16 protein-coding genes, 2 rRNA genes and 1 other annotated feature are annotated in these 24,294 nt (G+C 36.6%); of the genes, 4 read left to right on the top strand and 14 right to left on the bottom strand.

Features of this window, described 5'->3' with window-relative positions; genetic code table 11:
- Window positions 1–54: 54 nt before the first annotated feature.
- The 6 genes from FP432_RS06500 to FP432_RS06475 form a co-directional block, all read right to left on the bottom strand.
- Window positions 55–2,961: ribosomal RNA gene (locus tag FP432_RS06500) — 23S ribosomal RNA — on the bottom strand.
- A gap of 222 nt (window positions 2,962–3,183) precedes the next feature.
- Window positions 3,184–4,756, bottom strand: a 16S ribosomal RNA gene (locus FP432_RS06495).
- Together the 16S and 23S rRNA genes form the textbook arrangement of a ribosomal RNA operon.
- 557 nt (window positions 4,757–5,313) lie before the next feature.
- Window positions 5,314–6,729, bottom strand: coding sequence for an APC family permease (locus FP432_RS06490; RefSeq protein WP_265488507.1), 1,416 nt, complete (start codon window positions 6,727–6,729; stop codon window positions 5,314–5,316).
- Window positions 6,730–6,872: 143 nt separating this feature from the next.
- Entirely contained in the window at window positions 6,873–9,005 is a 2,133-nt protein-coding gene (locus FP432_RS06485) for an ATP-dependent Clp protease ATP-binding subunit (RefSeq protein WP_265488506.1), read from the bottom strand.
- Between the two features lie 186 nt (window positions 9,006–9,191).
- Window positions 9,192–10,103 (bottom strand): alpha/beta hydrolase, encoded by a 912-nt coding sequence (locus tag FP432_RS06480; RefSeq protein ID WP_416202881.1) that lies wholly within the window; start codon window positions 10,101–10,103, stop codon window positions 9,192–9,194.
- Window positions 10,090–11,427: a PTS transporter subunit EIIC gene (locus FP432_RS06475; RefSeq protein ID WP_265488504.1), complete on the bottom strand. Its 1,338-nt coding sequence runs from the start codon at window positions 11,425–11,427 to the stop codon at window positions 10,090–10,092. The genes FP432_RS06480 and FP432_RS06475 overlap by 14 nt, the downstream gene beginning before the upstream one ends.
- Before the next feature lie 126 nt (window positions 11,428–11,553).
- Between FP432_RS06475 and FP432_RS06470 the strand changes: the two genes are divergently transcribed.
- On the top strand, window positions 11,554–11,784 hold the full coding sequence (locus tag FP432_RS06470; protein WP_265488503.1) for a hypothetical protein: 231 nt from the start codon (window positions 11,554–11,556) through the stop codon (window positions 11,782–11,784).
- A 63-nt stretch (window positions 11,785–11,847) separates the two neighbouring features.
- Complete coding sequence (locus FP432_RS06465) at window positions 11,848–13,038, top strand: MDR family MFS transporter (RefSeq protein ID WP_265488502.1); 1,191 nt, start codon at window positions 11,848–11,850, stop codon at window positions 13,036–13,038.
- Window positions 13,039–13,262: 224 nt separating this feature from the next.
- Here FP432_RS06465 and FP432_RS06460 read toward each other — a convergent pair whose 3' ends face one another.
- The 8 genes from FP432_RS06460 to FP432_RS06425 form a co-directional block, all read right to left on the bottom strand.
- Window positions 13,263–14,183 (bottom strand): serine hydrolase domain-containing protein, encoded by a 921-nt coding sequence (locus tag FP432_RS06460; RefSeq protein ID WP_416202892.1) that lies wholly within the window; start codon window positions 14,181–14,183, stop codon window positions 13,263–13,265.
- A gap of 79 nt (window positions 14,184–14,262) precedes the next feature.
- The gene (dltD, locus tag FP432_RS06455) at window positions 14,263–15,549 is read right to left on the bottom strand and encodes a D-alanyl-lipoteichoic acid biosynthesis protein DltD (protein ID WP_265488500.1); all 1,287 of its coding nucleotides are present in this window, start codon (window positions 15,547–15,549) and stop codon (window positions 14,263–14,265) included.
- A complete protein-coding gene (gene dltC, locus FP432_RS06450; protein ID WP_265488499.1) occupies window positions 15,542–15,781 on the bottom strand; it encodes a D-alanine--poly(phosphoribitol) ligase subunit DltC in 240 nt (79 codons plus the stop codon). The genes dltD and dltC overlap by 8 nt, the downstream gene beginning before the upstream one ends.
- A 59-nt stretch (window positions 15,782–15,840) precedes the next feature.
- A complete protein-coding gene (gene dltB / locus FP432_RS06445) occupies window positions 15,841–17,058 on the bottom strand; it encodes a D-alanyl-lipoteichoic acid biosynthesis protein DltB (RefSeq protein WP_265488498.1) in 1,218 nt (405 codons plus the stop codon).
- Window positions 17,055–18,566 (bottom strand): D-alanine--poly(phosphoribitol) ligase subunit DltA, encoded by a 1,512-nt coding sequence (dltA, locus tag FP432_RS06440; protein WP_265488497.1) that lies wholly within the window; start codon window positions 18,564–18,566, stop codon window positions 17,055–17,057. Before dltA ends, dltB begins: the two co-directional genes overlap by 4 nt.
- 17 nt (window positions 18,567–18,583) lie before the next feature.
- On the bottom strand, window positions 18,584–18,754 hold the full coding sequence (locus FP432_RS06435; RefSeq protein WP_265488496.1) for a teichoic acid D-Ala incorporation-associated protein DltX: 171 nt from the start codon (window positions 18,752–18,754) through the stop codon (window positions 18,584–18,586).
- A 160-nt stretch (window positions 18,755–18,914) separates the two neighbouring features.
- The gene (locus FP432_RS06430; protein WP_265488495.1) at window positions 18,915–19,205 is read right to left on the bottom strand and encodes a hypothetical protein; all 291 of its coding nucleotides are present in this window, start codon (window positions 19,203–19,205) and stop codon (window positions 18,915–18,917) included.
- Between the two features lie 22 nt (window positions 19,206–19,227).
- Window positions 19,228–20,376, bottom strand: coding sequence for a YncE family protein (locus tag FP432_RS06425; RefSeq protein WP_416202880.1), 1,149 nt, complete (start codon window positions 20,374–20,376; stop codon window positions 19,228–19,230).
- 657 nt (window positions 20,377–21,033) lie between these two features.
- Here FP432_RS06425 and FP432_RS06420 point away from each other — a divergent pair.
- Window positions 21,034–22,917 carry a heavy metal translocating P-type ATPase gene (locus FP432_RS06420; protein ID WP_265489616.1) on the top strand — a complete coding sequence of 628 codons (1,884 nt, stop codon included), beginning with the start codon at window positions 21,034–21,036 and terminating at the stop codon, window positions 22,915–22,917.
- A 59-nt stretch (window positions 22,918–22,976) separates the two neighbouring features.
- Window positions 22,977–23,026, top strand: a sequence feature (sodium ion sensor (DUF1646 type); this cis-regulatory element may regulate processes involved in with the transportation of sodium ions).
- Window positions 23,027–23,080: 54 nt separating this feature from the next.
- On the top strand, window positions 23,081–24,256 hold the full coding sequence (locus FP432_RS06415; protein WP_265488493.1) for a cation:proton antiporter: 1,176 nt from the start codon (window positions 23,081–23,083) through the stop codon (window positions 24,254–24,256).
- Window positions 24,257–24,294: the final 38 nt, after the last annotated feature.

Here is a 24,294-nt window from a genome sequence, read left to right as displayed (position 1 = left end):
TTACACTCAAAACTAAATATAATCTCTCGCAAAAAACCGCTGAGCTCTTCTTGCTTGGTCAAGTGCTCGACTGATTAGTACTAGTCCGCTCCATACATCACTGTACTTCCACTCCTAGCCTATCTACCTCATCGTCTTTAAGGTGTCTTACTGCTTTCGCATCGGAAATCTCATCTTGAGGGGGGCTTCGCACTTAGATGCTTTCAGCGCTTATCCCTTCCATACATAGCTACCCAGCGGTGCCGAAGGCTCGACAACTGGTACACCAGCGGTATGTCCATCCCGGTCCTCTCGTACTAAGGACAGCTCCTCTCAAATTTCCTACGCCCACGACGGATAGGGACCGAACTGTCTCACGACGTTCTGAACCCAGCTCGCGTGCCGCTTTAATGGGCGAACAGCCCAACCCTTGGGACCGACTTCAGCCCCAGGATGCGACGAGCCGACATCGAGGTGCCAAACCTCCCCGTCGATGTGAACTCTTGGGGGAGATAAGCCTGTTATCCCCAGGGTAGCTTTTGTCCGTTGAGTGATGGCCTTTCCATTCAGTACCACCAGATCACTAAGCCCGACTTTCGTCCCTGTTCGAGTTGTAACTCTCACAGTCAAGCTCCCTTATACCTTTACACTCTGCGAATGATTTCCAACCATTCTGAGGGAACCTTTGGGCGCCTCCGTTACATTTTAGGAGGCGACCGCCCCAGTCAAACTGCCCACCTGACACTGTCCTCCAGAACGCTCAGCTCTGTGAGTTAGAGGATCCATCAAACAAGGGTAGTATCCCAACATTGCCTCCGATAAAACTAGCGTCCTATCTTCTCTGGCTCCTACCTATCCTGTACATGTTTAACAAATACTCAATATCAAGCTACAGTAAAGCTCCATGGGGTCTTTCCGTCCTGTCGCGGGTAACCCGCATCTTCACGGGTATTATAATTTCACCGAGTCTCTCGTTGAGACAGTGCCCAAATCATTACACCTTTCGTGCAGGTCGGAACTTACCCGACAAGGAATTTCGCTACCTTAGGACCGTTATAGTTACGGCCGCCGTTTACTGGGGCTTCAATTCAAACCTTCGCTTTCGCTAAGCTCTCCTCTTAACCTTCCAGCACCGGGCAGGTGTCAGCACCTATACGTCATCTTACGATTTTGCAGATACCTGTGTTTTTGATAAACAGTTGTTTGGGCCTCTTCACTGCGACTGATATTTTACTATCAGCACCCCTTCTCCCGAAGTTACGGGGTCATTTTGCCGAGTTCCTTAACGAGAGTTCTCTCGCTCACCTGAGGATACTCTCCTCGACTACCTGTGTCGGTTTGCGGTACGGGTAAAACTACTCTGGCTAGAAGCTTTTCTCGGCAGTGTGACATCATGACCTTCGCTACTTTTATTTCGCTCCGCATCACATCTTGTACTTTTAGAAGCAAGCATTTGACTCACTTCAATACTTAATGCTTACACATGGATTTCCAGCACCATGCGTCACTAGCCTACTGCGTCCCTCCATCGCTCATATCGATTAGTTTCAGTACAGGAATTTCTACCTGTTATCCATCGGCTACGCCTCTCGGCCTTACCTTAGGTCCCGACTTACCCTGGGCGGACGAGCCTGCCCCAGGAAACCTTAGTCTTTCGGCGGATAGGATTCTCACCTATCTTTCGCTACTCATACCGGCATTCTCACTTCTAAGCGCTCCATTTGTCCTCTCGATCAAACTTCGCCGCACTTAGAACGCTCTCCTACCACACATATATAAATATGCATCCACAGTTTCGGTACTATGCTTAGCCCCGGTACATTTTCGGCGCAGCGTCACTCGACTAGTGAGCTATTACGCACTCTTTAAATGGTGGCTGCTTCTAAGCCAACATCCTAGTTGTCTACGCAACTCCACATCCTTTTCCACTTAGCATAGATTTGGGGACCTTAACTGGTGATCTGGGCTGTTTCCCTTTCGACTACGGATCTTATCACTCGCAGTCTGACTCCCGTGCATTGATATATGGTATTCGAAGTTTATCTGGATTCAGTAACCCATGACGGGCCCCTAGTCCAAACAGCGCTCTACCTCCACTATCATTCACACGAGGCTAGCCCTAAAGCTATTTCGGAGAGAACCAGCTATCTCCAAGTTCGTTTGGAATTTCACCGCTACCCACAACTCATCCCCGCAATTTTTAACTTACGTGGGTTCGGTCCTCCAGCATGTTTTACCACGCCTTCAACCTGGTCATGGGTAGGTCACTTGGTTTCGGGTCTACGTCATGATACTCTCTCGCCCTCTTCAGACTCGCTTTCGCTCCGGCTCCGTCTTTTCTGACTTAACCTTGCACCATAACGTAACTCGCCGGTTCATTCTACAAAAGGCACGCCATCACACTTTAATGTGCTTTGACTATTTGTAGGCACATGGTTTCAGGTTCTCTTTCACTCCCCTTCCGGGGTTCTTTTCACCTTTCCCTCACGGTACTGGTTCACTATCGGTCACTAGTTAGTATTTAGCCTTGCGAGATGGTCCTCGCGGATTCAATCGGAATTTCTCGTGTTCCGACCTACTCAGGATCCTACTGGGTCTCTCTGAAATTTCGCCTACAGGGCTCTCACCTTCTCTGGCTTATTTTTCCAAATAATTCTGCTATCTCTTCGAGTACCGTGTCGTAGTCCTACAACCCCAACTGGCAAGCCAGCTGGTTTAGGCTCTTTCCGTTTCGCTCGCCGCTACTTGGGAAATCGATTTTTCTTTCTCTTCCTGCAGCTACTTAGATGTTTCAGTTCACTGCGTCTTCCTTCAATTACCTTAACAGTAATTGATAATACGTCTTCACGTATTGGGTTCCCCCATTCGGATATCTCCGGATCTCTGCGTACTTACCGCTCCCCGAAGCCTTTCGTGGTTAGTCACGTCCTTCATCGGCTTCTAGTGCCTAGGCATTCACCATGCGCCCTTTTCTACTTGACCTATTTCAAGTCTTCTTTTTGAGTTTTCTCTCTCTCGGTCGCTCTTGCAATCTGTTTTACGATTGTCTCGGTTTTTTGCTAGATTATATTCAGTTTTCAATGTACTAACTCTTTGAGGTATTACCCTCAAAACTAAACAAAGTTTCTCAAGTGTGCTTCCGTTTGGCTTTTCGATGACTTCTATTAGTGCTCTCACACTCTCCATCATCTTCGCCTTCCTTAGAAAGGAGGTGATCCAGCCGCAGGTTCTCCTACGGCTACCTTGTTACGACTTCACCCTAATCATCTGTCCTACCTTAGACGGCTGACTCCTATAAAGGTTATCTCACCGGCTTTGGGTGTTACAGACTCTCATGGTGTGACGGGCGGTGTGTACAAGGCCCGGGAACGTATTCACCGCGGCGTGCTGATCCGCGATTACTAGCGATTCCAGCTTCGTGCAGTCGAGTTGCAGACTGCAGTCCGAACTGAGAATAGTTTTCAGAGATCCGCTTGCCCTCACGGGTTTGCTTCTCGTTGTTCTATCCATTGTAGCACGTGTGTAGCCCAGGTCATAAGGGGCATGATGACTTGACGTCATCCCCACCTTCCTCCGGTTTGTCACCGGCAGTCTCATTAGAGTGCCCAACTTAATGATGGCAACTAATGACAAGGGTTGCGCTCGTTGCGGGACTTAACCCAACATCTCACGACACGAGCTGACGACAGCCATGCACCACCTGTCTCAGCGTCCCCGAAGGGAACTCCTAATCTCTTAGGATTGCACTGGATGTCAAGACCTGGTAAGGTTCTTCGCGTTGCTTCGAATTAAACCACATGCTCCACCGCTTGTGCGGGCCCCCGTCAATTCCTTTGAGTTTCAACCTTGCGGTCGTACTCCCCAGGCGGAGTGCTTAATGCGTTAGCTGCAGCACTGAGAGGCGGAAACCTCCCAACACTTAGCACTCATCGTTTACGGCATGGACTACCAGGGTATCTAATCCTGTTCGCTACCCATGCTTTCGAGCCTCAGCGTCAGTTGCAGACCAGAGAGCCGCCTTCGCCACTGGTGTTCTTCCATATATCTACGCATTCCACCGCTACACATGGAGTTCCACTCTCCTCTTCTGCACTCAAGTTTAACAGTTTCTGATGCAATTCTTCGGTTGAGCCGAAGGCTTTCACATCAGACTTATTAAACCGCCTGCGCTCGCTTTACGCCCAATAAATCCGGACAACGCTTGCCACCTACGTATTACCGCGGCTGCTGGCACGTAGTTAGCCGTGACTTTCTGGTTGATTACCGTCAAATAAAGGCCAGTTACTACCTCTATCATTCTTCACCAACAACAGAGCTTTACGAGCCGAAACCCTTCTTCACTCACGCGGCGTTGCTCCATCAGACTTTCGTCCATTGTGGAAGATTCCCTACTGCTGCCTCCCGTAGGAGTTTGGGCCGTGTCTCAGTCCCAATGTGGCCGATCAGTCTCTCAACTCGGCTATGCATCATTGCCTTGGTAAGCCGTTACCTTACCAACTAGCTAATGCACCGCAGGTCCATCCAAGAGTGATAGAAAACCCATCTTTCAAACTCTAGACATGCGTCTAAAGTTGTTATCCGGTATTAGCATCTGTTTCCAGGTGTTATCCCAGTCTCTTGGGCAGGTTACCCACGTGTTACTCACCCGTTCGCCGCTCGCTTGTATCTGGTTTCATTTGGTGCAAGCACCAAAATCATCCAGGCAAGCTCGCTCGACTTGCATGTATTAGGCACGCCGCCAGCGTTCGTCCTGAGCCAGGATCAAACTCTCATTTCCCATAAGAAATGAGCTTGAAATAGCTCATGATATTTTTTAATTTGTTATCACAAATTTATTGCTTGCGAATTGACTTCGCTTATTGATTGGGGTTAAAAACCCCGCACACTTTTCAGCGAAACTTTGTTCAGTTTTCAAGGTACTACCAGCTGACTAAGTCAGCTTATTAATTATAGCACACATAATTTATAAAAGCAAGAACTTTTTTAAATTATTTTTTCGAAAGAAGTAATAAAACTTGCAGTCGAATCAGTGCTTTATAATTGTAACAAAATTGTAATATATTTGTCAAGAACTTTTTTTAATTAATTCTTTTAATCACAATTTTATTGCTTCTCAAAAATGAAGCTTATTAAATATAGCATCATTTTTAACATTTGGCAAGCACTTTTTTGAAATATTTTTATTTTTTTGCTTACCTCTCGTTGAAGCATTTAATACTTTACATGCTTTTAGAATAAATGTCAACACTTTTTAGCATTTTTTTGCTTAGAGTGCTAATTTTCCTTCCTAATCCTTGTCATACCGCTTTTTAACACAACAAAAAAAGATGAAGCTTAAGCTTCATCTTTTTCTGTTTGTTGGAGTTTAGAATGTCTTAAACCATAAATCAAATAGATTAATAACCCTAATAACATCCAAATACTTACCATTATTTTTGTGGTTTTAGGTAACATAATTACAAAATATACACTTAGTGCACCTGCAATAATTGGTAATATTGGATAGCCAGGCATTTGAAATCCTGTATTTTTGATATCCTCTCTTTTTCTTAAAGGAAGAATTCCAAAGGAGATAAAGGCAAAAGCAATTAATGTACCGGCATTAATTAATGAAGCAAGTTGTACTAAAGGAACTAATCCTGCAAAAACAGCACCAATAATAGTAGAGACAAAAATTGCATTATTAGGAATCATTTTCTTATTATTTACATGGCCCATACTCTTAGGTAATAATCCATCTCTCCCTAACGCATAAAGTAATCTCGATCCGCCTAGAAGCATTGCAATCATTGCGGTAAAAATTCCAATTAATGCTCCTACTGTAATGAGCTTATTCCAAGCATTAAGTCCTACTACTTTGAGTGCATAAGCCGCTGGGTCATCAACATTAAGATGTTTGTAATTTACCATTCCAGTTAATACTAATGAAAAACTTACATATAAAATCACCGCAATTAAAACTGTTCCCAAAATTCCTTTGACAACATTTTTTTCTGGCTGAACAGTTTCAGCTGAGTTAGCTGCTAAGGCATCAAATCCAATAAAAGCAAAGAAAACAGTGGCAGCAGCTGTCGAAATTCCTCCGATACCCCATGGTTCAGTTCTAAATTCTTTAGGATAAAAAGGAACATAGTTTTGTGCTTTTATGTAAAAAATACCTACTACAATAAATAAGATAATAATTGCAACTTTCAAAATTACAGCAAAGTTTTCTATTTTTTTAGACATATTGCCACCTTGGTACAAGATAGCAGCAATTAGTAAAATGATTACTACTGCAGAAATATTTATTACTCCACCTTCCATCGGACCTGCTTGAAGAGATTTAGGTAAATTAATTCCAATTGCTTCTAAAATATTATTATTAAAATATGATGCAAAACCTGTTGCTTCAGCTGATACCGCTAAGAAGTATTCTAATAATAAACCCCAGCCAATCAGCCAACCAACTATTTCTCCATAAACCACTGAACCAAACGAATAAGCTGAACCAGCTACAGGCATAGCTGAAGAAAACTCGGCATATGCCATTCCAACCATCCCTGATACAATAGCCGCTAATAAGAAGGCGATTGATACTGCTGGACCAGCATGTTGAGCAGCTTCATGTCCTGGTAAAATAAAAATCCCTGTTCCAATTACAGCTCCAATTCCTAGTGCTACTAAGTCCTTTGCATTAAGGGATCGTGTTAAACGTGCGTCTGCTTTTAAGAATGTTGTTACCGATACTTTCTTAAAAAGATTTTTCATTCTTAACCTCCGTTTAATTTGTTTCTCCCTATTTTATCTTAAATTTGTCATTATTTCATTAAAAAATTCAAAAAAAAGACCTTTCCAAACGGAAAGGCCTTTTAGTGTCTCAAGTAATTCTATTAAATTACCCTTTTATTATATTACTTTTCTTCTTTTTTATCAGATTTATTTTCTTTAGCTTCTTTTTCAGCTTCTTTAATGTCTTTTCTTTCTTGATCACGAGTTTCGCGGTCGAATAAGACATTATCAATTGGCTTGTCATTTAGGTACAAGTGCTTATCGTCAATGGTGAACTTAACTTCTTTAGTATCTGGTTGATCAACAATTAACTTAGCTGCTGGAGTTTCAAGGTCTTGTTCAACAACTCTTCTTAATGGACGAGCACCAAATTCTTTATCGTAACCCTTCTTAGCTAAGTACTTCTTAGCATCGCTTGTTACGTGAAGTTTTACATCTCTCTTAGCAAGTGAAGCTTCCATCTTCTTCAAGTAAAGATCTAAAATCTTAAGCATATCTTCACTAGTTAATGAGTTAAATGGAACAATTGCATCAAGACGGTTCAAGAATTCAGGTCTGAAGTAAACTTCAAGAGCTTTACGTAAAGCAGCTTGGTCGTCACCTTCTAATAACTTGTCTGAGTAACCAGCGTTTGAAGTCATGATAATAATTGTATCCTTGAATGAAATAGTTCTACCTTGAGCATCAGTCAAGCGACCATCATCCATAATTTGAAGCAATGCGTTGAATACTTGTGGGTTTGCTTTTTCAATTTCATCAAGCAAAATCAATGAGTATGGTTGGTGACGAATCTTTTCAGTTAATTGTCCACCTTCACCATAACCAACATAACCAGGTGCTGAACCAATTAACTTGTTAACAGCCATTTGATCTTGGTATTCTGACATATCCAAACGAACTAAAGCGTTTGAACTACCAAATAACTTAACAGCTAATTGCTTAGCTAATTCAGTCTTACCAACACCAGTAGGTCCAGTTAATAAGAATGAACCTGTTGGGCGGTTAGAATCTTTGAAGACTTGCTTACGTGCAATAGCATCAGTAATGATATCAATTGCCTTATCTTGGTCAATAACAACCTTCTTCAAGTCAGCAGCTAAGTTTGCATTCTTTTGAGCTTCATTAGCATTAATTTCGCTCATTGGAATACCAGTCTTAGTTTGGATTAACTTGTATAAGTCATCAGCAGTAACTTTTGCTTCACTAGCTTTACCTGCAGTCTTAAGATCTTTCTTTAAGCCTTCAATATCTTTCTTAATCTTAGCAGCTTCATCATATTTTTCATCTTTAGCTGCTTCATCTTTCTTAGCTTCTAAGGCCTTAATCTTATTCTTAATTGAAGTTTCGTCTTTTTGGTCCATGTTCAAGGACTTCTTAGCACCAGCTTCATCCATTAAGTCAATAGCCTTATCAGGTAAGTGACGATCATTGATGTAACGGTCTGAAAGTTCTGCAGCAAGTTTCAATGCATCTGGATCATATTTAACGTTGTGATACTTTTCATATCTTGGAGCTAAACCTTCCAAAATCTTAATAGCATCTTCAATAGTTGGTTCAGGTACTTGAACTGGTTGGAATCTACGAGCTAATGCAGGATCTTTTTCAATTTGTTGGTATTCACTAGTAGTTGTTGCACCAATTACACGAAGATCACCATTTGCCAAAGCAGGTTTCAAAATGTTTGCTGCATCCCCAGAATTGTTTTCTGAATCAGTTGAACCAGCACCAACAATGTTGTGTAATTCATCAATAAAGAGAATGGTCTTGCGGTCACCCTTAGCTTTATCAATAATTTGCTTTAATTTTTCTTCAAAACTACCACGTAATGAAGTACCAGCAACTAATTCATTGATGTTTAATTCAATAATGTGTGCATCCTTTAATTTTTCAGGAACATCACCATCAGCAATTCTTTGAGCTAAACCTTCAACAACTGAAGTTTTACCAACACCAGCAGGTCCAGTTAAAACTGGGTTATTCTTCTTACGTCTGCTCAAAATTTCGATTACTTGGTCAATAACTTCAGTACGACCAATAACGGGATCATATTTTCCTTCTTTTGCTTGTTTAGTTAAGTCAACACCAATTGGCTTTTCCTTTTGTTGACCATTTTGGCCTTGTTGTGGCATTTGACCAGCACTAAAGCCACCAGTAGGTTGACCAGATCTTCTTTGACGACTGTCATCGAAGAAACCGCTATTTAATTCATTAAATAAATCATCAAAATTGTAGTTTCCACTATCAAAGTATGCCATTTGCATGCACTCCTCAATCTTAAATTTAGCACTCACAAATCTGAGCTGCTATTTATCTTACGTTTTTTATTATCGTCCCCTTTTTCTAAAAATGCAAAGAATATGTATTATTTTTTTGCTTAAATGAAAGTGCTTAAAGCTGCGACATAATAAGAAAGAGCCTCCACTCTTTTGTGGCAAGCTCTTTTACTTTTTACTTTTCTTTTTTCCATTTAACTCGAACCGCTTAATATTATTTACCGGTCCTTGACCATCATTTGCTTTATCTTTATTTAATAAATATTGTTCAATCACTTGAACTACTTCCTTATTTTGAGGAAGTGATGAGTGCTGAGCAGTTGCACCAGTTACTGTCATCATTGTATAGTGCTTCACTTGATTTTGAAAAATGTATTTTCCTGCCTCTACACTATTTTCCGGTACCAATCCATCAGAATCATAGCTCTCCCCTCCTGAAATTGAATAAACTACTAAAGAACTAGGAATTTTACTCTTCTTTTTGATAAATTCATTCAACATAATCGTCCTATTTTTACTATTAGTCTCATCAAAATTATAGGGAGTACCCAAGGTCATTAATTTCTTTATTGAAATTTCATCTTCATAATCTGAATAATAGTGCTCTAACCAATATGTCCAAATTAAACCACCATTTGAATGCCCAAAAGCCTTAAAGTTATTAAACTTATACTGTTCACTTAAAGCTTTAAAAGCAATATTAAACCAAGCAGCTTGTTTTTTTATATTACTATAGCCATCATGATTATTTTCAAAACCTACTACAATAATTGGTTCATTATCATTTCGATCAATTTTGCCACTATACTTAAGACTCCCATCCTTCTTAACCTCTATCTTTAATAGGGAATGCTTACGATTGGTATCTTTATTCAACAAAGTCACCAATTCATTAAAACGATTAGTAGTAGCACTTGATCCTGGAATCATAATAACTGGTGACATCATAGATTTTCGACGTTCAGCCATAGTTTTATTTGTATTTTTCATCCAGAAAAAAGTTGGAATAGCCAGAATCACTAAGAAAATAACTGTCAATCCGATAAGAAGTCTATTTTTTCTCTTATTACTTAAACGCAATTCCCAGTCTCTCCTCTTCGTTAATTCGATTGATTTCATCTTCAACTTTAGCGGCCAATTTTACTACCGGAATATAAAGTGCAATATCCATTAAGAACAATATAATTGATAAAATCAATGCATTCCAGTTTCCATTTGTTCCAATAAATGCTATTAAGGGGCCAGGCGTACCAGTTAAAAATGGATAAACACTAGAAGGCACCCAGTTAATCGCAACTACTGCTGCAGCAATAATCATATTAATTATTGGGAAAAAGACATAGGGCAATAGATACAATGGATTAAGAAAGATTGGTATGCCTACTAAAGCTCCTTGATTAGAACCAAACAAGGTTGGTAAAAAAGCCCAGCGGGCAACTTTTGTAGTACTTTGATATTTATATACTAATAACAGAGCAATTAGAAGTGCTAGCATCAAGCCACTTCCCCCAAAACCTCCATAAGCTTGATAGAATGAATTTCCTACAAACTTATTAGGAACATTCCAGCTTGAGCCATGCTTTAAAGCATAATTAAGGTTTGCAATATTAGTCCCACTAAAATTATTTGGGGCTAATTTAACTAGTGGCTGACTAATTCCTAACCAGCTTAATAACAATGAAAGTATCACCACTACAATATACTGCCACAAGTTTAAGTTGTTCTCACCTTCATTTTGGAAAAACTGATAAACGTTAGAAGCTCCTACTTCAAAGCCGATTAAAGTTGCAGCCACTCCAATAATTGTGCCAATAATTAAAGAAATTATTAGTGGTTTAAATGAAGCAAAGGCACGTTTCTCAATTCTTCGATAATTTTCGTGACTCTCATGCCGAAAATTAGTACCAAAAAATCTAAAAATCATCCCTACTCCATATCCAATTACAATCGCAAAAAATAAGCTATTAATGCCTAGAACGCTCCAATTGAATGTCATCTGGGAATTACTACTTGCTGGGTTATGAAAACGATAAGAACATAAAAGTAAGCTTAATACTCCTGTTAAACCCGCCATTTGAGAATCTTTACGATAAAGTTTTGCGGTGAATTGAGCTGCAAAATATGCCATAAATAGGCCCATAGTATTAAAAATCACCGTCGATAATCCTTGGCTAGCGTACCAGATTGCCTTAGAAATTGAGTCAGGGAGCCAATTTTCAAAATAACAAATATTTGATATTAAACTTGTCGGAGAAAAAATACTACGCCATAAGAATTGGAAAAAACTTCCAATAATTGCTAATGGCATTACCATTTTTAGGGTTCGATTAGTCACCACAAAAAACGATTTTTTTCTAAACCATAATACTGTGTGTAAAACAATATTTTCCATATTTACTTTCATATCTTTTAACTACCTTAATTTTTTATTACTTATAGCCTACTCTATTTTGAGTAAATAATCTTTCTTACTTTTTAAAAGTTCTTTCCTTCATGTTATACTTTAAAGAGAAATAATAAGGAGATAATTATGGCAAAGAACAATTGGACTTTTGATGACGAAACAGAACGCTTAATTAGATATTACCTAAACCATTCAGAAGATACACGCGAGTCTTTAATGTTATCTGCTGTTAAATCATATATCAGTGATCGTTTAACAGCTGAACAAATGAAACATGCACGACAACATACTGGCAAAGATGCCTTTGATACTCAAGAAATAATGCGCACCTTCAGTGATAGTTGGATAGAAGAATAAAAAAAGCTGATCAACTGACAGCTTTTTTTATTTATTTTAAATTAAGTTTGTAGGGAGGTCTTTATGTCACGAAAAAAGAGAATAGATCCTATTCGTTTAATTTGGCTATTCGCTGGTTCCTTAATTATCAACACTGGAATTAGTTTTATCTGGCCTTTAACTACTATTTATATTCATAATTATCTTCATGAATCTTTGACAGTAGCTGGTATGGTTCTTTTTATTAATTCTGCTTTTACCATGCTAGGCAATGGGATTGGCGGCTGGTTATTTGATCGACATCCCTATCAAACTATCTTGCTGGGTGTGAGCACAGCGACCATTTCCACATTAGCTCTAGTGCTTTTTCATGGCTGGCCAGCCTATCCTATTTTATTAGTCACCCTAGGAATTGGAAACGGCATGGTAGTAACCGCTCTTAACTCGACTGCTACTCTAATTAAGAGTCGTTCAACTTCTTATATCTTTAATGCTTTGTATTTTACACAAAATCTAGGTTTAGTTTTCGGCTCATTGATGGTAGGCTATATTCTTCCATTTGGGATTACTTATATTTTTCTTTTAGCCTTCATCATGTTTTTTCTGTTTAACATTGTAGTGGCAGTTGAATATCGGGGGCTTAATCAAGCCAAAATTCAACCAGTTCAAGCAGCTACATCTTTAAAAGAAAATATAAGCTTATCTCGCAAGTCATACTTAGTAATTTTAGCAATACTAATATGTGTTTTTGCCTCTTGGATTGCCTATGAACAATGGAATTCAAATATTTCTTCTTATATGTTGTCTTTACATATGAGTGTGAAAGAATACAGCTTATTATGGACCTTAAATGCAATCTTAATTGTTTTTGTCCAGCCATTATTAACTTATTTTGACAGCTGGCTGAGTACTCATCTTCATGGTCGTCTCTATTTGGGCTTTAGTTTGTTTGGAATAGCATTTTTACTCTTAATTGGGGCCCAACACTACTTAATTTTTGCTTTATCAATGGCATTGCTTACAATTGGAGAAATTTTTGCCTTTCCTGCAGTTTCTACCTTTGTTAATGATCGTGCCCCAGCAAACGAGAAGGGAAAATTTCAAGGAATTGTTCAAGCAGTAACCTCCGCCGGACGTGCCTTTGGTCCTTTAATTGGTGCCTTAATTATTGATTATTCTTCCTTTCAACTCCTCTTTGTCTTTTGTACCGCAATCATTTTACTTTCTGTTTTATGGTTTGGTTTCATAAATAAAATTACTGAAAAAGATGACTAAGATTTGTCATCTTTTTTTATGCAGAAAAAAAGCCTAATTCCACCAACATCGGAATCAGGCTCACACAGTGTTTGTACCGCCACTCTGACCACATATTTAAAAGATAACACATTTTCGCTACCGGAGAAAATGACTACCTACATGACGGTACGTGAAAATATTAGCATAATAATTAAAAATTAACAATCTTTTTTGCTCTATATATTAACTTATAAACTATTTTATTAGGAAATAAGTAATTTTTGCATTAATTGATTCATTATTTCTCTCATCTTGAAATAATTCTTGATCGGATAATTCGCTTGAATTACAATTGCAGTTTTTCCGTCATTAGAAATTCTTACAAAATTTGTATAGCCATTACCAGCACCATTAGCAGCATGATAGGTTGGAAAATTATAAAAGCCTCCGCCATAATTACCGCCCTGAACTTCATCACTAGAACCACTAAATAAACGATCACGATCCGTTTGGCTTAATAATCTACCATCAAGCATTGCTTTGATGGCCTTGTAAAGATCTCTATTTGACATTACTATACTGCCAGTTCCAAATTCTCCACGTAATTCATTTATATTTAAACTGACAGGTTTATCTTCTACTGAATCTTTATCCTTTTGGTAACTTTTAGCAAAATGTATTTTATCAACACCTTTATCCCACACAAAGGCTGTTTGCTTAAGTTTTAACCCCTTAATAAAAATTTTTTCAAAATTAGATTCATAAGATTGATGAGTGATTTTTTCTATAATTCCGGCCAACAGCACATAATTTATTGGTTGATATGAACGCTGTCCATAAATCTTAGGGTTAAATTTAGTTTTTGAAATGTCATACTTAATACCACTTTGGTCCGACTTGTATTCGGGACTGCCGTATTTTTGACTTGGATAAACCAAACCAGATGTCATTTGCAATAATTGCTGCATTTTAATCTTAGATGCATCTGGTACTTCTGGATAAAATTTATCCAATGTATCAGATAATTTAATCTTTTTTTCTTTAACTAATTGCATAAATATTGTTGCAGTCATAGCTTTTTGGACAGAATTAATCAAATAAGCAGAATTAGGTGAATTCTTTTGCTTTTTTGCTTGATTAGCCATCCCAGTGGCGTAATTTAAGCAGGTTTTATTATCCCTAATAACTAAAACACTACCAACAAAATTTTGATTTTTTAATGTGTTTTTTATGTCATTTTGTATTGAAATTTTCTTTTTTGATCTATCTGGCTTTACTCGCTGCTATCTTTGTGGGACCAACATCTGTTTTGTTAGCCCATTCATTACTAAAGTAATAATTATCTAAATGATAAGCAATTGGTTGATTTTTTTCTTTCATAAATGGTTGTACGTACTGATCAACAGTTAACCAACCATTCCATCCTAAGTGGATAGTATCTTCCATAAAGTATTTCTTACCACCATCTTTAGAAAGGTTAGCAATATTAGTAAAACCTTGACTAGTCAACTGCTTAACAATCTTATTTGTAGCTTCTTGATACATTTTCTCTGATAAACCAGTATAATTAGCCCATTTTGAGTTTACAGGTGGAATTATGAATAATACATTTGTATGTTGACTAGCAAATTGGTTTAAAACTAATTCTAAATCGCCATATTCTGGAGACTTAGTATAATCAAACTTTCTTTGTGAATCTTTTAATCGAGCCACTTCTTTTTTACCTAAACGATGAGTAAAGAAAGAATTAGAAATATCAAAAGGATTATTAGTTGTATGTTCAGCTCCCTGATCAAGTGCAATTTGGCGCAAGTTATCATAAGCGTACGTACCCGGTAATTTATGAGCACCACTTTGAATTTGAGGAACATTATTAGGCATATTTAGAGATGAGAATAAGTCATCTTCATTTTCTAAAATTCGTTGGCGAATTTTCAGCAATGAACGACGTTCAACCGAAATTTCCTTACCTGCTGCCAAAGTTTCTAAGGCAGATTTAGTTGATGCATCCGCTGTGCCTGAAGGCATAGTCAATAAGCGCTTAGCTGCATAACGAGTAGCTTGACTTTGTTTAGCATTTAAAATCCAATCAACTGCTTGTAATTGAGAAAAATAAATACTAAATGCAGCCGGATTCTGACCTTCTTTTGTAAACCACTGTGGAGAGATGATCATCACAGCTTTTTTATTAGTTAATTCTTGAGTTGTTCCTTGCATACCAAAAAAGTGTGTTAGTGATTGACTTCCTGGTCCCCCTAAAAGAAAAGGCTTATAGGAACGTTTATATTTGTAAGCTAACACACTTGGATGCATTGGATCCATTCTTGATAGTTCACTTGAACCATAAAATGGCACATACTCTTTTTCAAAGGCATCTTTTTTTATTTCTTGTCCTTTAAAAACATTATTTGAACGAGAAACAGAAGCCTTAAAAAGGGCAGAATCTGACCTATTACTAAAATGCCAAGGAACTAAAAAAAGTATCCCTAATAAGACAAAAGCACAGATAACTGGGCCAAAAATTTGCCACAGTTTGCGTTTATTATTCATTTTTTAGACTTTCAACCTTTTCAATAATTTTATTTGGAGTAGCCCACTCATCACGATTAAATTCTGAAACAGGTGCTGTAATACCAGTATTTTCTTGTAATTCTAGCAACATTTGTACTGTTGCCATTGAGTCTAATAAACCAGTATCAAATAAGTTTTCATCCATACGGTCACTTAAATCTTCACCAGTTAAGTCATTTAAAATATCTAAAACTGCTTCTTTAGTATTCATTTCTATACCTCGTAATCTTTATCAATTAATTATTACTAATATTATACTTATTATCTCACTTAGTGGAACCATAAGGTATCAAGAAACCCTGAGAAGATCAGGAAACTGAAACAAACCACATTAAAAGTTAAGAAAATCGCAAATGCTTGAGTAAATTTATTATGTGGCACTTGCTGACGATGCTTTTTCTTAAAACGTAACCAGATATCATTAATAATAATAGCTAATGCATGATAAATACCATAAACAATGTAAAACCAAGTTAGACCATGCCAAAAGCCCATAATCAAAAAGTCCACTAAATATGCCACTTGGGAAATTCTAATTCTATTTTTTATTAATTTTTTCTTCATCGCAAAGAAGGTAAAGCGCATGAAGATAAAATCACGGAACCAGAATGAAAGGGTCATATGCCAACGATTCCAAAAGTCTTTAATATTTTTGGAAATAAATGGCTTATTAAAGTTCATTGGTGTCTTAATACCCATGAAATAAGATGTTCCCACTGCAAAGAGTGAATATCCGGCAAAGTCAAAGAATAAATACATACTGTAGCAGTACATATATCCTACTAAGGCCCAAGACAATTTTAAGCCACCATTCGCATTACCCATTACTTGCGCTAAATTAGCTAATTGCGGCAACCAAATTGTTCCAAAAACATAACCAATTATAAATTTATAAAGGAAACCTTGAAAAATATAACGTGTTCCTAATCTTAACTGGTCTAAGTACTCATCTCGTTCTGGTGCTTTATCACAATCATTCTTAAAACGACGGTAACGGTCAATCGGACCAGACGACAGAGTTGGATAAAAAAGTAAGACACGAGCATAAGTTACTGGATCAACTTTTTTAATTGTTCCATCTCTTAATTCCATTATTACTTCTACTGTTTTAAAAGTTAAATAGGAAACTCCCATGAATCCAATTAAACTAGCTACCTGAGTTGGTACCACAGCAGCAACTTTCACAGTAGTTAAGGGCAGAATTGCTAAAATTACAGCCACACAGAAAACCCAAGTTTTATTATGCCCCAGTTGTCGATACTTTTGATACGCAAAAGTAATTATAAATTGAAAAATTACATAACCAATTAACTGCCATCCCTGAATTGAATCTTTTCCATCAAACATTAAGAAAAGAAAAACTAAAGAAAAGACAGCTTCATAAATTTTAAATCTCTTACCAAAATACAGGCCAATTATTAATGGTAATAACGCTATTAAAATTATTAGGAAATAACGCGGATTGGTATAGGGTTGTAAGTTAATCACGCATTAACCTCCTTAATAACCTGTTTAATATCTACCTTGCCATTTTGAGAAATTGGCATTTCTTCACGGAAAATAAAGCGTTGTGGCAACATATAAGGCATAATGTCTTTACTTAAGTCCTCACGTAACTTTTTAATTAATTCTTCGTCAGTGTATTTTTCTCGGACACCATCAGCCAGTTCAACTACTGCCACTAATTGCTGGACTTTATGCTGAGAGTTATATTTTGGTGCTACAACTCCATATCTAACTAATGGATTTTTTGCTAAATAGAAATTAATTTCTTCAAGTTCAATTCTATAACCATTAAACTTAACTTGAAAATCAATTCGCCCACGATAAAAGAGCATATCGCCATCTAAAAATCCTAGATCGCCAGCACGATAACTTGAATATTCTTTCTTATCATCTCGATAAAATGCAGCTGTCGTTTTTTCAGGATTATTTAAGTACCCTTTAGATACACTTGGACCTGAAATTACTACTTCACCTTGATTTTCTTTTTCGCCCTTTGAAGTATCAATTTCAATTTCAGTATCTGCTTTGACAACCCCAATTGGTAAGCGATCATATTTATTAAGAATATCATCGGTAATTTCAACTTTTGTTACAGCCACAGTAGTTTCAGTTGGGCCATAAGTGTTATAAATATGAGCATCTGGGAACTTCTTCTTAAGCATTTGAGCAGTTTTATGGCTCAATTCTTCACCACAGAATAAGAAAGTAGTTAGTTCAGGATGATGCTTTTGATCAAATGTCGGATCTAAGAAACACATCTCAGCAAATGAAGGTGTTGAAACCCAGACATTAAAGTGCAATTTTGGTAAAGTTTGAAATAATTTTCCAATATTTTCTGTCACTTCATGAGGTAAAACAACTAATTTACCACCAGAAGTTAAAGCTGGATACAAACTCATTACTGAGAGATCAAAAGAATAAGGAGCTTGAGCTAAAAAACTTGGATGATCTGGTAATTTAAAATCTGATAATTCCCAGTTCACAAAACTCAACAAATTATCATGGCTTATTTGCACACCCTTTGGCTTTCCTGTAGTGCCAGAAGTAAAGATAATATAGAAATTCTCATCACCTTCAACATAATTGGTGTCGCTAATAGAATATTGCTCATTATCTACATCACTAGGCGTTAAAACATCAATCTTATCCATTTCAATTGGTAATGGATCAATAGCAATAACCATGGGTGCCTTCGAAACTTCTTGAATCATAGTTAAACGTTCACTATTAGAATAAGATGCAATAGGAATGTATGCATGCCCTGCTTTTACTGCTCCAAGAAAACTAGCTACCATTTCAAAAGTTTGTCCACCCCAAATCATAATTGGAGCTTTTGCTGGTATATTCATCGCCTGAATCTTAGCTGCATATGCATCTGACCGACGCTTTAAATCACCATATGTATTTAACTCACCTAAATAATCATAAGCTATACGATCGGGCTCTTCAGTTGCAATCTGATCAATTTGCTTGATTATATCTTTAATCATTAGTGATTACTCCTCAATTAAAAATCTTTATAAATAAATTTAGCGCCACCTACACCGGTGTAAGAATATAAGTAAACTAATACAACAAGTATGGCAAAATAAAATAAAGTTTTCCCTATAAATAAGCCGATATTTTTTGCGCGCGAATTCTTAGTTGTTAGTGATTCATTATTTGATTTATCAGCCATCACGTCACTCCTACTTTTACTTTTGTCTAAATTTTACATCATCAATACAAGGTTGATTAATATTTTTTACTTTCTTAAATAATTATCTGATTGTCAGTCTCTAATTATATCAAAAAGTCCTATTATATTTAATTATTCTCTGTTTAAGAGCAACTTTAAATTACTTATTCATATTCTTTCTTCCATAATAATATGCAATGCCCATGAACACGCCTTGAATTAATGAAACAAAAATAAACGCAAAAATACATGTTATAAGTAATTTACGAGGATTTAGCCACATTTTTTCTTTTGCCGTCGTCAAAAGATACACTGAAAAAATTATTACGATTAGTAAAGGAACGGCAAAAACCATACTTTTATAAGTTTGAAAGAGTAGCAAATACGCACTCCCTGATAAAAGACCAGTCCAACCAGTTAATTTTAACCAGAATTGAATTTTCTTTTCCATAAATAAATCCTATCCTTTTAACTTAATTACTTCCAATTAATGAATTAATATTTGCCGAAATAACGCGATCCATTGTCATTATATTATTTTTAGCATAAGCCTTAGCTCCCGATTCATACAGCATCAGCAACTGACCATCAACAGCATCTATCTGCTCTAAATAAGGTGGCATTTCTATTACCTTTTCTGCATTCTTTTCGTCTAAATTACTAATTGCAGAAATCGGAAAGAAATAAAGCTTTGAATTCTTTGTTCCATATGACTGGCTTAAAATAATGTAATTATCAGAAAATGCTATCCCCTGAATTTGACGATCCATGCTCGTACTACCAGCACCAGCGGACCAAGAAACCTTTCCAGTGACTGCCTTTATTTGATCACTAGTAATGCTATCCTTAAATGGTTCTCTGCGAGCTATTGGATAAGCAGCAATTTGTCCATTACCATATTCGTTAAAAAAACCTACAAATAATTGATTATCATAATAAGTAACGCAAGACGCCTGTTGTATGGCTGGTAAAGCTATCGCATCGTCACATTTTAAAAATTTTCTATTTTTAGAATAATTATAATTTTCAACTTCTTTTAGCGGAAAAGACATTAATGCAGCTTGACCGTCAGTTGTTCCAGTAATCCAAATTTTCTTAGCAACTGGATCATAAGCGATTCCTCCCAGATGAGGTTTTCCATCTAAATAAAGAGTTTTAAGATATTTTCCACTACTTTTATCGATGACATAAATGATTGAATTATTTTGATGAGAAGAGTCATAAGCAGTAATTAAAATATACTTATCAGCAAGGGCCAAGCCTTGGGGAGTCATCGTAGTCGAATTGACCAGAGCTTTTCTTTTTGCATTATATACACGACTAACCGCTTGGCCAGGTATAATCACATCTGCACCAATCTTTGTATTTTTTGGAACATCATAAGCTGCAGTGTATAATTGAGGATAATCTTTACTTAATTTTTTCTTATACGTCTCAATCTTAAGATGTGCAGGACTAATACTAGTTCCATCTTTTGCTTTTACTAAAGCTGGACGCTGATTCAAACTAGCTTGGCTGCGGTGCTGATTATAGTAATAAAGACCCACACTTATGCCTGCACAACATAGTATTAGACAGAAAATTAAGATATTACGAAGTTTATGTGATCTTTTTCTTCTCATACCCTTCTTTCCTTTCTTGTAGTAAGTATCTACTAATTATAGCTAAAGCCTTTCTATATAAAAAGATGAAAAATAAATAAAGCAAACAAGATATCGAAAAAATTCCATTTTTATAAATTTTATGTACTTTATTCATATTTTATTCACATTTTACACTTATTATAAAAACCATAGCAAAGGGAAATAATCCCTAAGCTATTAGCATTAACATCCAACTTTTTATTTTCATTCTTACTCCTCCAAGTAGATTGAACATATTGTCAGTTTTTTAACTGGCCAAATTTATCCCAAAAGACTACCTTTTTTATCCTTAGGTAGTCTTTTTTTTCCTTAATTTTTTCATTTAAATAGAAATAATGCTACTCTTTATAAAAACATCATACTTTCTTCATAATTAGCATCTATTATATAAACCAATAGCAAAGGAGAAATCCTTATAGCTATTAGCATTAACATCCAACTTTTTATTTTCATTCTTACTCCTCCAAGTAGATTGAACATATTATCAGTTTTTTTAACTGATCAAATTATCCTAAAAAGACCTTCCTAACGGGAAGGTCTTTTTTTATTATATTAACTTAAATTATTAGCACTGTACTTAATATAAAAAGTGGTAACATAGTGAGGTACAGAAATTACTTAAGGAGGGCTTTTATGATAAAGCGACAATGGAAATTGTTCACAGTGCTAGCAATCGGTATTGTTAGTTTAATCTTGGACTTTGGATTTGGTAATCCTAGTCTAGGGAATTTTCCAATTTCCGAAATTTTAATTGATATTTTTGGTATTTTTATGGCTCTCACCCTATTAAAGGAAATGATTGAAACCATTGAAGGCGGAAATTGGGGTGTTGATATCTTAGCCATCATTGCTGTTGTTTCTACTATGATCGTGGGAGATTATTGGGCAGCATGGATGATTTTAGTTATGCTTACTGGTGGTGACTCGCTTGAAGACTACGCTACTAGTCAAGCCGATAAAGAATTAAAATCTCTTCTCAAAAATACGCCACGTGTTGCTGATAAATTAGTTGATGGTAAGGTTCAACAAGTTAAAGTTGATGACTTAAAGATTGGCGATACTGTTTTAATTAAACCTGGTAGCCAAGTCCCTGTTGATGGTGAAATCGTTAAGGGTAGTTCTAGTTTTGATCAATCATCTTTAACTGGTGAATCAGTTCCAGTTGACAAGACTATTGGTGATACTTTAATGTCTGGTTCACTTAATGGCGATAATGCCGTTGAAATGAAAGTAACTAAACTTGCTAAAGATTCTGAATACCAGACTATTGTTGCTCTAGTTAAGACTTCAGAAGCTCAACCAGCAAAATTCGTCAAAATGGCTGATCGTTATGCTGTACCTTTTACTATTATTTCCTTAATAATTGGTATTGCCGCAATGCTTGTTTCTATTTACACTAATCCAGGTGCTGGCTGGCAAGCTCACTTTATGCGTTTTGCCCAAGTTATGGTAGTTGCTTCACCTTGTCCTTTGTTAATTGCAGCCCCTGTAGCAATGGTTTCAGGTATGAGTTCTATGTCTAAGCATCATATTATTGTTAAATCTGGTACTACCCTTGAAAAGTTAGCTCGTGTTTTAACCTTTGCTTTTGACAAAACCGGTACCTTAACTGAAAACCAATTAGTTATTAATGAAGTTGTACCTACTGAAGGTACTGATTTAACTAAAGAAGAATTACAAAGTTTAGCTGCTAGTGTTGAACAACAATCTAGTCATATTATGGCTACTTCATTAGTTAAGAATACAAAGGACGACTTACTCAAAAAAGCTGATGATATTAAAGAAGTAACAGGTAAAGGTGTTACGGGTAAGGTTGAAGGCAAAGAAGTCAAAGTAGGTAAACTTTCTTTTGTTGCTCCTAACCAAGAACCACTTAATATTAATTCAACAGCTATTTATATCTCAGTAGATGGTAAATTTGTCGGATATATTACTTTTAAAGATCAAATTAGACCAAATACTGCTTCAACTATTGCTCGTTTACGTCGCCAAGGTGTAAAACAAATTATGATGTTAACTGGTGACCACAAAAATGTAGCCGATAAAATTGCTAAAGAAGCTGGTATTAGCGAAGCTGAAGTCCATGCCGACTTACTTCCAGCGCAAAAGATTGCTGCAATCAAAGATGTTAAACCTGATTTACGCCCGGTTGCTATGGTTGGTGACGGTGTAAACGATGCTCCAAGTTTGATGGCCGCTGATGTTGGTATTGCCATGGGTGCTAAAGGTGCAACTGCAGCTAGTGAAAGTGCAGACGCTGTAATTATGGTTAATGACCTTTCTAAAGTTAACGATGCTGTTGCCATTTCTAAACACACCATGCGTGTTGCTCATATCGACATTATTACTGCCATTTGTGTAGTTATCTTAATCGAATTGGTTGCCTTTACAGGTATCATCCCTGCTATTTGGGGAGCAATTATTCAAGAAGTCGTAGACTTAATTACTATCTTACTTGCTTTACTTGCGAAGAAGAAACCAACTAATCCAAGTGAAACTGGCTTACTACCAAAAGATTAATTTGCACAAGTTATAAATATTAGTTAAACTAAATTCAACTGAATATTGTACATATTAGTGGTTGGGTTTGATAAAAACTTTCAAGATTTGCTTATTTGGGTCAATAAGCGTCTTGGAAGTTTTTTTGTTTTTCAATCTACTTAGCAAAAAAGAAAGGTACAAAATGAAATTTATTGGAGAATTGATATTAGTTTTACTGGCGACAAGTTTATTGGGGCAGCTTTTTGCTCGTTTTAACATGCCTGCTGTAATCGGACAGTTACTATCCGGTATTCTTTTAGGGCCTGCAATTTTAAACTGGGTTCATCCTAATGACATCATTTCAATCTTTTCTGAATTTGGCGTAATTTTATTAATGTTTTTAGCCGGTTTAGAAAGTGATCTCACTCTACTAAAAAAATATTTTAAGTTAAGCTTTACAGTAGCTGCCGTCGGCGTCATTCTTCCGGTAATTTTTATGGGCGTTGCTTCATTAGCTTTTGGGATGAAATTCCTTGAAGCACTTTTTATCGGAATTGTTTTTGCTGCCACTAGCGTTTCAATTTCAGTAGTGGTTTTACAAGAGGCCGGTAAGCTCCATACTCGTCCTGGAAGTGCGATATTAGGCGCTGCCGTTGTTGATGATATTCTAGCGGTTATCGTCTTAAGTTTATTTACTACTTTTAGCCATGAGGGTGGCAAAAGTGGCTTAACTAACAACTTTTTCCTTAACTTATTAATCGAAGCTATTTACTTTGTAGGCGTGTGGCTTATCTTTAAATTTATTGCGCCTTACTTCATGAAAGCTGCCGAAAAAATAGATGTAAATTACTCTGTAGTAATTGCATCTCTTGTTTTAGCTTTATCAATGGCCTGGGCTGCTGAATTAGTAGGCTTAAGTGATGTAGTAGGTGCTTTCTTTGGTGGACTAGCTATCAGACAAACACCGCAATTTAAAGAGGTTAATTCTTCAGTCAGTGCAATCGGCTATTCAATTTTCATACCTGTATTCTTTGTTGACATTGGCTTATCAATGACATTTGCAAGTTTAATCAAAGATCTTGGTTTTATTATTGTGATGACGGTCCTAGCTATCTTTTCAAAATTTTGGGCTGGGAAATATTCGAGTGAAATATTTGGCTTTACAAAAAATGAGGGAAACATTGTTGGTGCAGGAATGATCTCGCGCGGAGAAGTTGCTCTGATTGTGGCACAAATTGGTATTAGTAATCATTTATTCCCAGAAGATATTTATTCAAGCTTAATTCTTGTAATTATCTTAACCACTGTAATCTCACCATTTGTACTAAATTACTTTATTAGGTCAAAATCATCACAACCTGATACTGTTACTAAATAACCTCAAGCATAGAAAAAGACAATCTGTATACAGATTGT

Source organism: Lactobacillus sp. PV034, from assembly GCF_014522305.1.
GTDB lineage: Bacteria > Bacillota > Bacilli > Lactobacillales > Lactobacillaceae > Lactobacillus.
The sequence above is the reverse complement of the archived record's forward strand: the minus strand, read 5'-3'. Positions and strand labels throughout refer to the sequence as shown.

Excerpts from the sequence above, each read along its gene's own strand:
- FP432_RS06415 (WP_265488493.1), top strand. The coding sequence starts at position 23,081 with ATGAAATTTATTGGAGAATTGATATTAGTTTTACTGGCGACAAGTTTA.
- dltC (WP_265488499.1), bottom strand. The coding sequence starts at position 15,781 with ATGAATACTAAAGAAGCAGTTTTAGATATTTTAAATGACTTAACTGGT.
- dltA (WP_265488497.1), bottom strand. The coding sequence starts at position 18,566 with ATGATTAAAGATATAATCAAGCAAATTGATCAGATTGCAACTGAAGAG.
- FP432_RS06435 (WP_265488496.1), bottom strand. The coding sequence starts at position 18,754 with ATGGCTGATAAATCAAATAATGAATCACTAACAACTAAGAATTCGCGC.
- FP432_RS06490 (WP_265488507.1), bottom strand. The coding sequence starts at position 6,729 with ATGAAAAATCTTTTTAAGAAAGTATCGGTAACAACATTCTTAAAAGCA.
- dltD (WP_265488500.1), bottom strand. The coding sequence starts at position 15,549 with ATGAATAATAAACGCAAACTGTGGCAAATTTTTGGCCCAGTTATCTGT.
- FP432_RS06425 (WP_416202880.1), bottom strand. The coding sequence starts at position 20,376 with ATGAGAAGAAAAAGATCACATAAACTTCGTAATATCTTAATTTTCTGT.
- FP432_RS06485 (WP_265488506.1), bottom strand. The coding sequence starts at position 9,005 with ATGGCATACTTTGATAGTGGAAACTACAATTTTGATGATTTATTTAAT.
- FP432_RS06465 (WP_265488502.1), top strand. The coding sequence starts at position 11,848 with ATGTCACGAAAAAAGAGAATAGATCCTATTCGTTTAATTTGGCTATTC.
- FP432_RS06430 (WP_265488495.1), bottom strand. The coding sequence starts at position 19,205 with ATGGAAAAGAAAATTCAATTCTGGTTAAAATTAACTGGTTGGACTGGT.
- FP432_RS06475 (WP_265488504.1), bottom strand. The coding sequence starts at position 11,427 with ATGAAAGTAAATATGGAAAATATTGTTTTACACACAGTATTATGGTTT.
- FP432_RS06470 (WP_265488503.1), top strand. The coding sequence starts at position 11,554 with ATGGCAAAGAACAATTGGACTTTTGATGACGAAACAGAACGCTTAATT.